At 69.4% G+C, this 12,198-nt stretch carries 7 protein-coding genes and 1 rRNA gene; 5 read left to right on the forward strand and 3 right to left on the reverse strand.

Going from position 1 to position 12,198, the window contains the following annotated elements; genetic code table 11:
- The first annotated feature begins 39 nt into the window (after positions 1–39).
- Positions 40–1,131 (forward strand): IS630 family transposase, encoded by a 1,092-nt coding sequence (locus ACPT94_RS41840; protein WP_360352423.1) that lies wholly within the window; start codon positions 40–42, stop codon positions 1,129–1,131.
- Here ACPT94_RS41840 and ACPT94_RS41845 read toward each other — a convergent pair.
- Both ACPT94_RS41845 and ACPT94_RS41850 read right to left on the reverse strand, forming a co-directional pair.
- Positions 1,128–3,080, reverse strand: coding sequence for a sigma-70 family RNA polymerase sigma factor (locus tag ACPT94_RS41845; RefSeq protein ID WP_425248134.1), 1,953 nt, complete (start codon positions 3,078–3,080; stop codon positions 1,128–1,130). The two genes, ACPT94_RS41840 and ACPT94_RS41845, sit on opposite strands and share 4 nt — an antisense overlap.
- Before the next feature lie 321 nt (positions 3,081–3,401).
- Positions 3,402–4,169 carry a TetR/AcrR family transcriptional regulator gene (locus tag ACPT94_RS41850; protein ID WP_425248135.1) on the reverse strand — a complete coding sequence of 256 codons (768 nt, stop codon included), beginning with the start codon at positions 4,167–4,169 and terminating at the stop codon, positions 3,402–3,404.
- Positions 4,170–4,551: 382 nt separating this feature from the next.
- On the opposite strand from ACPT94_RS41850, the gene ACPT94_RS41855 reads away from it, so the two are divergent.
- Together ACPT94_RS41855 and ACPT94_RS41860 are read left to right on the forward strand one after the other, a co-directional pair.
- On the forward strand, positions 4,552–5,967 hold the full coding sequence (locus ACPT94_RS41855; protein ID WP_360342805.1) for an NAD(P)/FAD-dependent oxidoreductase: 1,416 nt from the start codon (positions 4,552–4,554) through the stop codon (positions 5,965–5,967).
- Positions 5,968–6,250: 283 nt separating this feature from the next.
- On the forward strand, positions 6,251–7,903 hold the full coding sequence (locus ACPT94_RS41860) for an ATP-binding SpoIIE family protein phosphatase (protein WP_360342802.1): 1,653 nt from the start codon (positions 6,251–6,253) through the stop codon (positions 7,901–7,903).
- 52 nt (positions 7,904–7,955) lie between these two features.
- On the opposite strand, the gene ACPT94_RS41865 is transcribed toward ACPT94_RS41860, so the two are convergent.
- Positions 7,956–9,230 (reverse strand): MFS transporter, encoded by a 1,275-nt coding sequence (locus ACPT94_RS41865; RefSeq protein WP_360343085.1) that lies wholly within the window; start codon positions 9,228–9,230, stop codon positions 7,956–7,958.
- A gap of 140 nt (positions 9,231–9,370) precedes the next feature.
- Between ACPT94_RS41865 and ACPT94_RS41870 the strand changes: the two genes are divergently transcribed.
- Both ACPT94_RS41870 and ACPT94_RS41875 read left to right on the forward strand, forming a co-directional pair.
- Positions 9,371–9,931 (forward strand): MarR family winged helix-turn-helix transcriptional regulator, encoded by a 561-nt coding sequence (locus ACPT94_RS41870; protein WP_360342799.1) that lies wholly within the window; start codon positions 9,371–9,373, stop codon positions 9,929–9,931.
- A 641-nt stretch (positions 9,932–10,572) separates the two neighbouring features.
- Positions 10,573–12,098: ribosomal RNA gene (locus tag ACPT94_RS41875) — 16S ribosomal RNA — on the forward strand.
- Positions 12,099–12,198 lie beyond the last annotated feature (100 nt).

The following is a 12,198-nucleotide window of genomic DNA, read 5'->3' on the forward strand; positions in this document are numbered from 1 at the left end:
CTGAGTCAGGAATTCTGTTCAGATGTGTAGGGTTGTGGGGTGGCGCGTACTGGGCGGCCGAAGGCCGAGTTGATCCTGTCGGATGAGGAACGGGCTGCGCTGGAGGGATGGGTGCGGCGCCGTTCCACGCCGCAGGCGTGGGCTCTGCGCTGCCGGATCATCCTGGCCTGCTCTACCGGCGCGTCCAACAAGGACGTGGCAGCGCAACTCGGCTCGACACCGCATGCGGTGGGCAGGTGGCGGGCGCGGTTCGTCGAGCACCGGATCGCGGGCCTGGGCGACATGCCGCGCTCGGGCGGGCCCAGGACGGTGACCGACGAACAGGTCGCCGCGGTGGTCACCAAAACGCTGGAGAGCACGCCGAAGAACGCCACGCACTGGTCGACGAGGGCGATGGCCAAGGAGTTGGGCATGTCGCAGTCGACCGTCTCGCGGATCTGGCGAGCCTTCGGCCTGCAGCCACACCGCTCGGAGACGTTCAAGCTGTCGACCGACCCGTACTTCGTCGACAAGGTCCACGACGTCGTCGGCCTGTATCTGGACCCGCCCGAGCGGGCCCTGGTGTTCTGCGTGGACGAGAAGTCGCAGATCCAGGCACTGGACCGCTCCCAGCCGGTGCTGCCGATGATGCCGGGTGTTCCCCAACGGGTCACTCACGACTACGTGCGGGCGGGAACCACGACGCTGTTCGCGGCCCTGGAGGTGGCCACGGGGAAAGTCATCGGCTCCCTCCACCGCCGGCACCGGGCCGAGGAGTTCAAGAAGTTCCTCATCAAGCTGGACCGAGAGATACCGCAGGGCCTGGACGTGCACCTCGTGCTGGACAACTACGCCACCCACAAGACCCCGGCCATCAAGACCTGGCTCCTGGCCCACCCCCGCTTCCACCTGCACTTCACACCCACCGGCTCGTCATGGCTGAACCTGGTCGAGCGGTGGTTCGCGGAGCTGACCAACAAGCAGATACGACGAGGCGTCCACAAGACCGTCCACGCGCTGGAGAAGGACATCCGCAGCTGGATCGCCATGTGGAACACCGATCCCAAGCCCTACGTCTGGACGAAGACCGCGGACGAAATCCTCGAACGCCTCGCCAGTTATCTGAACAGAATTCCCGACTCAGAAGACTAGGCGCAGGTGAACTTCGACTCCACCCAGTTCGCGAGCGCCACCGAGCCGAGGTGGTTGTGCGGCTCGACCACCAGGCGCACGGTCCGGCGGCTGACGAGGTTCACATGGACGGGCACGGCCGGATCGCCGGCCCTGACCTCCCCGGACGTCCACAGCCGGGCCCCGTCGGCGTACACGGAGAAGGTGACCTTGCCGAGCCTCGCCGTGAGGTCGTCGACGCCGACCAGGGCCTCGTAGGAGACGCACGCGCGGTTGAGGTCGACGGTGACGGAGGAGTCGCCGTGCACGGTCAGCCCGCGCGCGTACTGCCGGTCGGCGATGGACAGTCCGAGGCGCTGCCACAACCAACTGCTGCCGCCGAGCCGGATCTCGGGCCCGGTGCCGTCGCCGTTGACGTCGAAGACCAGATCACTCAGCCGGTAGACGGCCGGCGCCGGTGGGGGAGCGGGGGACGGTGCCGAGGCGGCGGCCGGGGTCGGAGTGGGTGTGGACAGGGGTGTGGCCGATGGCGTCGGCGGCGGGGCGGACGCCGGCTTCGGGGCGGTCGAGGGAATGGGCGTCGCCGTACGGGCCGCGGCGGGGGCGATCGCCGCAGGCCGGGGCTCGGGGTCCTCCGGCGTGCGGGTGGACGTGGAGTTCGGCGCCGGCCCCTCCGGCAGCACGACCGGCGCGGCGGCCGGGGGCTCGGCCGCCGGCTCCGTGGCGGGGCTGTCGTCCCCGGCCAGGGCGAGGACCACCGCGGTGGCCGCCACCGCGACCACACCGGCCGCGATACCGGCCTTCGCCGGCGCGCCCAGCCCCTCCGAGGCCGCCGCGCCACCCCCGCTGCCCACCCCGCCGGACGCACCACCGCTCACGGCCGCGACAGCCACGGCGCCCGCGGCACCGACTCCGGCACCACCGGCGACGATCCCGGCCGTCTTGGCGTACCCGGCGGCGCCGAACCAGCCGATGACCGCGACCGGCACGACGGCGGGGATGCTGCTGGCGACCTCCTCGATCTGCAGGGCGGCCAGCCGGCACCTGGCGCACTGCTCCAGGTGCTGGCGCAGGCCCCGTGCTGCGCGGGTGCGCAGCCGGCGGCGGGCGTAGGTGCCGAGCTGGTCGGCGTAGCGGGCGCACTCCGAGTCGCCGGTGAGGGTGGCGCTGACATGGGCCTGGAGATAGGCCTGCTTGAGTCCCTCACGGGCCCGGCTGGCGAGCACGCGCGTGCCGTTGGCGTCGAGTCCGAAGAGCGTGGCGACCTCGCTCGGCGACTCGTCCTCGACCTCCGTGTGCCACAGCACGGCCTGCCAGCGTTCCGGCAGCGAGCGGAAGGCCCGCATGGCCATGGACTGCTCGGCCTCGTGCAGGGCCCGTACGTCCGCGCCCACGTCGACCCCCGTTCCGAAGGAGCCGACGGACGAGGCGTCGTCGCCGGCCTCGGAGGAGCGGGAGGCGTGCGCGGCGAACAGGGCGAAGTCGTCGACGAGCTGCTCCCGCCTCGCCGACTTCGTCCAGCCCGCGGCGACGCGGCGGACGGAGGTGAGCAGATAGGCGCGTACGGCGTGCGCGGGGCCGGAGCCGCCGCGTACCGCCTGGAGCATGCGGGCGAAGACCTCGGCGGTCAGGTCGTCGGCGGTGTGGGCGTCCCGGCAGCAGGTGCGCGCGTACCGGCGCACGGCCTCGGCATGGCGCCGGTACAGCTCCTCGTACGCGGTGTCGTCGCCCGAGCGCATCCGGGCGATCAGGTCGACGTCGGCCGGCGGCACCTCCCGCAGCGGCGGCAGGGCGCTGTCCTCGTGCCGGCCGCGCTGCGCCGGGACGCCGCCCTTGGGCGGTTCCGCGGCCGCGGCGTCGTCCCGTGGGGCATCCGCGCGCCCGCCCTGGATCGGCACCTGTGGAGAGAACCGGCCACCGGCCCCCGTGCGACGGTCGCCCAGCGACTCGTCCCGCCCGTCAACACTCATCGCGGAAAGCCCCCGCTGCCTGCCCAACCAGTCCGAACACCAGGTCAGAGTGCCATATTGGCTTTTGTTCGGAATCCGTCCCGGTTCGGCCCGTTCACTTACGGTTCACCCGGACGGGGAAGGCTCAACGGCCCTGGAGCGGGCCGGAGTTGACCCGGGCGGCGGAAATGCCCGGATCGCCCCCATCGGTGCACCGGGGCGAGGGCCCTACCGCACCCCCGCCCACAGTCACCTTTTCGAGCAGCGCGAACCGCGCCCGTTGACCGCGCCGGCGGCCCCGCCCTGCCCTCACGGAACGGGCACGACCAGGCCGCCGACGCCTCACGACAACGGCCGCGACCGCAGCCCCTCCAGCAGGATGTCCAGCAGCCGCGCCGAAGCCGCCGCCTGCTGCGCCGCGTCGGGCAGCGAGGGCGCCGCCGTCGCGATCACCAGCAGGACGTCCGACACCGACACATCCGCCCGCAGCTCGCCCGCCGTCCGCGCCCGCTCCACGAGCTGGCCCACCACGTCGAGCAGCGCCGCCGCCCCCGCGTCGTCCACGGTGGCCGGCAGACCCTCCTCGGCCACCAGCCGCAGCTCACCGCCGCTCGACTGGGACCGCTGCTGCGGCACGCGCGCCTCGTCGGCCGGCGAGCCCTCGGCGCCCTCGTCGGCGACCCCGACCCTGAGCACCTGCGGCGGCAGCAGCCGCCCGGCACCCGAGGCCACCGACGTCCGCAGGAAGCGCGACAGCGCCGACCACGGCTCGTCCTCCTGGCCGAGCGCGGCCCGTGCCTGGTCGGTCAGCCGGGAGGTCTCCTCCTCGGCTATCCGACGCACCAGCACGTCCTTGCTCGGGAAGCGCCGGTACACCGTGCCGACCCCGACCCGCGCCCGCCGCGCCACGTCCTCCATCGGCGCGCCGTAGCCCAGCTCGCCGAAGACCTCGCGCGCCGCGCGCAGTACGTGTTCCAGATTGCGCTGTGCGTCCACGCGCAGCGGTGTGGTCCGCGGGCCGTCCCCGCGCCCGTTGCCCACCGCCGCGCTCACCGCGCCGCCCGGTGCAAGGGCGGACGCGGACGACCAATGCGTGTCCTGAATGTGCATGAATGATCCCCCGGTAATGACGTCTCCCCCCGGAGACTCTCCCCGCCATCGAAAGCCGGAGTGCGTGGAACAAGGGGACCGCGAACTCACCCGGACCCGCCCGTCGCGAACCCAGGAGCGCTTCCCCCTACACCCCGTCGACACACGAACATAGTTGAGAGGCAGTCAATTCAGAAGGGGCAGGTTCCGCACGGGTCGCCCCCCGATCGGAGTACGGGTCGTATACGTCCCGATTGCGCCACATCCCCTACCCCGGCCCATACCGCTGACCTGCGCGCCTTCCCGCCATGCCAGCGTTTCGGCCAACCCCGCGCCCGACCGGCCCATGGTCACACAATTTGCCGGGGCTGTGGACAAACTCCGGAGTCGGGTGCGTCATGGGATGGTGAAGGAACGTGCGCGCATTCTCGTTGTCGGCGGCGGCTACGTCGGGATGTACACGGCCCTGCGGCTCCAGCAGAAGCTGAAACCGGAACTCGGCCGGGGCGAGGCCGAGATCACGGTCGTCACGCCCGACCCGTACATGACCTATCAGCCCTTCCTGCCCGAGGCCGCCGCCGGCTCCATCTCACCCCGGCACGTCGTCGTGCCGCTGCGCCGCGTCCTGCCGCACTGCCGGGTCGTCGTCGGCGAGGCCACCGCCATCGACCACGCCAAGCGCACCGCCACCCTCACCACCCTCGCCACCGAAGAGGAGGGCACCGGACCGCAGCAGCTGACGTACGACGAACTCGTCCTCGCGCCCGGTTCCGTCTCCCGCACCCTGCCCATCCCGGGCCTCGCCGACTACGGCATCGGCTTCAAGACCGTCGAAGAGGCCATCGGCCTGCGCAACCACGTCATCGAACAGATGGACATCGCTTCCTCGACCCGCGACCCCGCGATCCGCGACGCCGCCCTCACCTTCGTCTTCGTCGGCGGCGGCTTCGCCGGCGTCGAGGCACTCGGCGAACTGGAGGACATGGCCCGCTACGCCACGCGCTACTACCACAACGTCACACCCGACGACATGAAGTGGATCCTCGTCGAGGCCTCCGACCGGATCCTCCCGGAGGTCGGCGAGGACATGGGCCGCTACACGGTCAGCGAACTGCGCCGCCGCAACATCGACGTCCGCCTGGGCACCCGCCTGGAGTCCTGCGCCGACCGCGTCGCCGTCCTCAGCGACGGCGCCCGCTTCCCGACCCGTACGGTCGTGTGGACCGCCGGCGTCAAACCCCACCCCCTCCTCGCCGCCACCGACCTCCCCCTCACCGAACGGGGCCGGCTCAAGTGCACCCCCGAGCTGACGATCGAGGGCGTCACGCACGCGTGGGCCGCCGGAGACGCCGCCGCCGTCCCCGACGTCACCGCCCCCGAACCCGGCACCCACACCGCCCCCAACGCCCAGCACGCCGTACGCCAGGCAAGGGTTCTCGCCGACAACATCGTGCGCTCCCTGCGCGGCCAGCCCCTCCAGACGTACTCCCACCGGTACGCCGGCTCGGTCGCCTCCCTCGGACTGCACGAGGGCGTCGCACACGTCTACGGACGCAAGCTCAAGGGCTACCCGGCCTGGTTCATGCACCGCGCCTACCACCTCAGCCGCGTGCCCACCTTCAACCGCAAGGCGCGCGTGCTCGCGGAGTGGACGCTGTCGGGGCTCTTCAAACGAGAGATCGTCTCGCTCGGTTCACTCGAACATCCCCGTGCGGAGTTCGAACTGGCCGCGGGTGGAAAGCCTTCTGACAGCCCGAAGAACGGCCCCCGGGACGGTTCGCAGGGCGACTCGAACAACAACCCGAACGGGTTGTCCTGACCGGATCCAGGAACTCCTCCGGCCGCCCCGGCGTCTGACGGATGTCGGCCCGGACGGCCACACTGCCAGACTGCTGCCCACGCCCTCACAAGCCCTCTCCGAGCCCTTTTCCGAACCCCTCCCCGAGCCCCCGCGGGCCACCGCCCGCCCCGCGAACTGACGAGGCTGTTCCCAAGTGCTGCATACCCGGGTGCTGCAACAATGTGCGGTCACCGCCGCGCGGCCCCCGGAGCCCAGGCCGGGCCCGGAGCCGGCCGTCGACGACTACACGAGGCAAGGATTCGTGAACTTCACGCGCTGGAGCGCCCGGCTCCCCGGAACGCAGCGCCGCGCCGCCGCGCGGGCCGAGCACACGGTCACCACCACGGACCGACGGAGCGAGGGCTCCGTACCCGCGGCCCGCGTCGAACAACTCACCGACGAGCCGCCCCCGGTGCCCGCCGTCGACGAACTCCCGGTCCGTGAGGTCCTCGACCGCTTCCCGGCCCTCGTCGCCCTCGTCCACAGCCCCGACCACCGCCTCGCCTACGTCAACGACGCCTACACGGCGGCCTTTGGCGCACGCCCCTGCGGCGAACCCGCCGCCGAGGCCCTCCCGGAACTGCGCGACCTCGGCCTGATGCCCCTCCTCGACCAGGCCCTGCGCAGCGGCAAGCCCCGCACCCTGAAATCCCGCAAGGCCCCCGACGGCCGCTCCTACACCTTCACCTGCACCCCGATCGCCGGGGACAACGGCGAAGGCGCGGTCCTGATCTTCGCCACCGACGTCACCGACCACGCCGAGGCCGCCGAACGCCTCAGAGCCAGCGAACGCCGCCAGCGCGAAACCGCCGTCACCCTCCAGCGCTCCCTCCTCCCCCAGGAGCTCGAACAACCGGACGACCTGCGCATCGCCGCCACCTACCACCCGGGCGGCACCGAGGCAGCCGTCGGCGGCGACTGGTACGACGTCATCACCCTCGGCGGCGGCCGCACCGCCCTCGTCATCGGCGACGTCATGGGCCGCGGCGTCCGCGCGGCGGCCGTCATGGGCCAACTCCGCACGGCGGTCAGGGCGTACGCCCGCCTCGACCTCCCCCCGCACGAGGTCCTCCAGCTCCTCGACGGCCTTGCCGCGGAGATCGACGCCAACCAGATCGCCACCTGCGTCTACGCCGTCCACGACCCGAACGAGGGACGGCTGGTGTACGCCTCCGCCGGCCACCTGCCCATCCTCGTCCGCGACGAGGCCGGCGCCGTCCAGCGCGCCGACGAACCGACCGGCCCCCCGCTCGGCACCGGCAGCTGGATGCACTCCTCCGGATCGATCGCGCTCGGCCCCGGCTCCACCGCCGTCCTCTACACGGACGGCCTGGTCGAGCGCCGCGACGCGGACCTCGACGAGGGCATCGCCTCCCTCGAACGCGCCCTGGCCGGCGCCACCGGCACCCCCCAGGTCGTCTGCGACCGCCTGGTCCGCTCGGCCGGCGTCACCGCCGACCACGACGACGACGTCGCCGTCCTGGTACTCCAGCACCCGGCCCGCACCGGCGCCGACAGCGAGCTGTTCCGCAACGCGGCCCTGGAACTGCTCGGCGGCGTGGAAGCGGCCCCACGCGCGCGTGCCTTCGCCTCCGGCGTCCTCACCAGCTGGCGCTTCCCCGCCGACCTGCACGACCTCGGCGTCCTCGCGACCAGCGAACTCGTCGCGAACTCCCTCCAGCACGGCACCCCGCCCATGCGCCTGCGCCTGCGCCGCACCGACCGCCGCCTGATCATCGAGGTCACCGACGGAGACGACCACCTCCCGCGCCGCCGCCGCGCCGAACCCGGCGACGAGTCCGGCCGCGGCATCGCGATCGTGGCCACGATCGCCTCCAACTGGGGCAGCAGACGCACCCCGGGCGGCGGCAAGGCGGTCTGGTGCGAGTTCGTCCTCCCCCGAGGCACCGACTGACGGGAACGCGAAGGCGGCCGTCGCCCACGACGACGGCCGCCTCCCCTCTGCCTCACGCCTCGGCGGCCACCGGCTCCGCAGCGGCCCCACCCCGGGCGACCACCCGGTTCCGCGCCGACCACGGCTGATCCTGCAGGGCGGTCAGCTGCCGCCCCAGCCGCACAGCGAGCAAGGTGATCCCCAGCGAGAACAACAGGAACACCACGATGTACGGCGCGTGCAGCGAAGCCCCCATCGGCCCGCCCACGGCCGGCCCCACCGCCAGCGCCAACTGCTTCACCAGGGCGAACGCCGAGTTGTACTGCCCCGCCATCCCCGCCGGCGCCAGATCGGCGACCAGCGGCGCGACCGTCGGCGACAACATCGCCTCACCCAGCCCGAACAGCGCGTACGTCGACACGAACGCGGCCGTCGCCATCTCCTGGCTGCCGTGCCCGAGCCCCGCGTACCCGGCCACGGCCCACGCCACGGCCCAGAGCAGCCCCACGGCCGCGATCACCCGCGACCGCCGCTGCCGCTCGACGAACCTGAGCACGGCGAACTGAGCCACCACGATCATCGCGGTGTTCGCGGCCAGCGCCGTCCCCAGAGCGGACGTGGAGATCCCGGCAGCCTCGACCCCGTACGCGCTCAGCCCCGACTCGAACTGCCCGTAACAGGCGAAGAACAGCACGAAGCCCAGCACGCACAGCTGCACCATGGCCCGATTCCCGAGCAGCTGCTTCCAGCTCCCCTTCGCGGACCCCTGCGGAGCTTGGCCGACCCGCGGCGAGTGCGGCATCCGCGCAGTCGCCATCACCACGACCAGCAGCAGGAACATCGCCGCCTCGATCGAGAACAGCAGAGTGAACGACGACACGCGCGTGGCGTCGACGAGGTGCCCACCAATGAGCCCACCGACACCGAGCCCCAGGTTCTGCAGAAAGAACTGCGTCGCGAAGGCCCGCGACCGCGTCTCCGCCGTCGAGCAGTCCACGATCATCGTCGCGAGCGCAGGCTGCATCACGGCCTGCCCGGCTCCGAGCGCGGCCGCCGCGGCCAGTACGGCGGTGGCGCTGCCGGCGAGCCCCAGGCTCAGCGCGCCCAGCGCGGCGGTGACCAGGGCGGCGATCAGAACCGGCAGCGGGCCGCGCCGCACGATCGCCCGACCGGCGAACGGCAGCACGATCAGCGCGGCCACGGCGAAGACGGCGAGCACGAGCCCCGCCGTCACGGCACCGAGCCCTCGCACCTGCGCCACATAGACGTACAGGTAGGGGACGGTGAAGCCGAGCCCGAACGCGCTGAGTGCGTTGCCCACGTGGATCCGGCGCATCGCTGCGCCCATCGCCCTGGTCACGTTCACCTCTCTCAGGTAGTTGGTGTGTCTCAGGTCTTAGAACCGAAGACTTCGAAGATAAATTTCGAACCTAAACAGTACACCTCGAAGAACTTCAAGGCGAACGACCCGCGTGCGATACTGAGCCCATGGGCGACACCCCCGGCAGCACAGGCATCGGCAGCGAGCCGACCCTCGAAGAGCAGATAGCCGCCTACCAGCGCGAGTTCCAGGACCTCGACCCCCAGGTCGAGAAGATCGTCTCGGCGCTCTCCCGCCTGAACCGCCGCATGAACGTCGCCTACGGCCGCCAGACCGCCGAGCTCGGCATCAGCAACGCCGAGTGGGAGGTCCTCAAGGCGCTCGTCCTCTCCGGCGCGCCCTACCGCATGGGCCCCAGCGACCTCGCCAAGCGCCTCGGTCTGACGCCGGCCGCGATGACCCACCGGATCGACCGCATGGTCGCGGAAGGACTGGTGACCCGAGAACGGGACGAGTCCAACCGGGTCCGGGTGATCGTGGAGCTGACGCCCGAGGGCCGCGAGAAGTGGCTGGAGGCGATGCGACTGGCGACGGTCTTCGAGGAGGATCTGCTCCAGGACCTCTCCGCGGAGGACCGAACGGCCCTCGGTGACGTCCTGACCAGGCTGCTCCGCAGGGTGGAACACGCCCAGCCGGACGCCGGCGGCCGCCTCAGCGACCTCGACTAAAAGATCTTGACACGGGGTGCTTGACACGCCCTCGCTGGATCCGTAGAGTTCTTCGGGTTGCCGAGGAGACGTAACGGTTCTTCGACAGCACATCCGCCGCAGCAGCGGCACTCACACCACAGCAAGATCTCCCGACGGGGTCGAATTCGGCACGCCTGAATTCAATTCCAATGGGGCCCGGCAGCGCGATTAGCACTTGCCAGGGCGGATCCGCTAAGGTTTGAGACGTCGGAACGGCCCAACGGCCGGGAGGACAGCCCCCCTCTGACGGGGAATCAGCGCCGAAAGGGTCTGATAGAGTCAGAAACGCCGGAAAGGAAACCGCGAAAGCGGGAACCTGGAAAGCGCCGAGGAAATCGGATCGAGAAAAGATCTGATAGAGTCGGAAACGCAAGACCGAAGGGAAGCGCCCGGAGGAAAGCCTGAGAGAGTCTCTCGGGTGAGTACAAAGGAAGCGTCCGTTCCTTGAGAACTCAACAGCGTGCCAAAAATCAACGCCAGATATGTTGATACCCCGTCCCCGGCAGTGATAGCCGAGGATGAGGTTCCTTTGAAAAAACACAGCGAGGACGCTGTGAGCGAGAGGATTATTCCTCCTCTCGTTCCGCTCTCGTGTGTGTGCACCGGATTACCGGTAAACATTCACGGAGAGTTTGATCCTGGCTCAGGACGAACGCTGGCGGCGTGCTTAACACATGCAAGTCGAACGATGAAGCCCTTCGGGGTGGATTAGTGGCGAACGGGTGAGTAACACGTGGGCAATCTGCCCTTCACTCTGGGACAAGCCCTGGAAACGGGGTCTAATACCGGATACCACTCTCGCGGGCATCTGTGAGGGTTGAAAGCTCCGGCGGTGAAGGATGAGCCCGCGGCCTATCAGCTTGTTGGTGAGGTAACGGCTCACCAAGGCGACGACGGGTAGCCGGCCTGAGAGGGCGACCGGCCACACTGGGACTGAGACACGGCCCAGACTCCTACGGGAGGCAGCAGTGGGGAATATTGCACAATGGGCGAAAGCCTGATGCAGCGACGCCGCGTGAGGGATGACGGCCTTCGGGTTGTAAACCTCTTTCAGCAGGGAAGAAGCGAAAGTGACGGTACCTGCAGAAGAAGCGCCGGCTAACTACGTGCCAGCAGCCGCGGTAATACGTAGGGCGCAAGCGTTGTCCGGAATTATTGGGCGTAAAGAGCTCGTAGGCGGCTTGTCACGTCGGGTGTGAAAGCCCGGGGCTTAACCCCGGGTCTGCATTCGATACGGGCTAGCTAGAGTGTGGTAGGGGAGATCGGAATTCCTGGTGTAGCGGTGAAATGCGCAGATATCAGGAGGAACACCGGTGGCGAAGGCGGATCTCTGGGCCATTACTGACGCTGAGGAGCGAAAGCGTGGGGAGCGAACAGGATTAGATACCCTGGTAGTCCACGCCGTAAACGGTGGGAACTAGGTGTTGGCGACATTCCACGTCGTCGGTGCCGCAGCTAACGCATTAAGTTCCCCGCCTGGGGAGTACGGCCGCAAGGCTAAAACTCAAAGGAATTGACGGGGGCCCGCACAAGCAGCGGAGCATGTGGCTTAATTCGACGCAACGCGAAGAACCTTACCAAGGCTTGACATACACCGGAAAACCCTGGAGACAGGGTCCCCCTTGTGGTCGGTGTACAGGTGGTGCATGGCTGTCGTCAGCTCGTGTCGTGAGATGTTGGGTTAAGTCCCGCAACGAGCGCAACCCTTGTTCTGTGTTGCCAGCATGCCCTTCGGGGTGATGGGGACTCACAGGAGACCGCCGGGGTCAACTCGGAGGAAGGTGGGGACGACGTCAAGTCATCATGCCCCTTATGTCTTGGGCTGCACACGTGCTACAATGGCCGGTACAAAGAGCTGCGATACCGTGAGGTGGAGCGAATCTCAAAAAGCCGGTCTCAGTTCGGATTGGGGTCTGCAACTCGACCCCATGAAGTCGGAGTTGCTAGTAATCGCAGATCAGCATTGCTGCGGTGAATACGTTCCCGGGCCTTGTACACACCGCCCGTCACGTCACGAAAGTCGGTAACACCCGAAGCCGGTGGCCCAACCCCTTGTGGGAGGGAGCTGTCGAAGGTGGGACTGGCGATTGGGACGAAGTCGTAACAAGGTAGCCGTACCGGAAGGTGCGGCTGGATCACCTCCTTTCTAAGGAGCACTTCTAGGCAGCCGCAAGGCTGTCCAGAGGCCAGTACATCGGCGAACGTCCGGTGCTGGTTGCTCATGGGTGGAACGTTGATTATTCGGC

Origin of the sequence: Streptomyces aurantiaciflavus (assembly GCF_049808595.1) — a bacterium.
Lineage (GTDB): Bacteria > Actinomycetota > Actinomycetes > Streptomycetales > Streptomycetaceae > Streptomyces.

What these genes read in the sequence shown, in the direction of transcription:
- ACPT94_RS41845 (WP_425248134.1), bottom strand. Translation starts at nt 3,080, where the DNA reads ATGAGTGTTGACGGGCGGGACGAGTCGCTGGGCGACCGTCGCACGGGG.
- ACPT94_RS41850 (WP_425248135.1), bottom strand. Translation starts at nt 4,169, where the DNA reads ATGCACATTCAGGACACGCATTGGTCGTCCGCGTCCGCCCTTGCACCG.
- ACPT94_RS41855 (WP_360342805.1), top strand. Translation starts at nt 4,552, where the DNA reads ATGGTGAAGGAACGTGCGCGCATTCTCGTTGTCGGCGGCGGCTACGTC.
- ACPT94_RS41865 (WP_360343085.1), bottom strand. Translation starts at nt 9,230, where the DNA reads ATGGGCGCAGCGATGCGCCGGATCCACGTGGGCAACGCACTCAGCGCG.
- ACPT94_RS41870 (WP_360342799.1), top strand. Translation starts at nt 9,371, where the DNA reads ATGGGCGACACCCCCGGCAGCACAGGCATCGGCAGCGAGCCGACCCTC.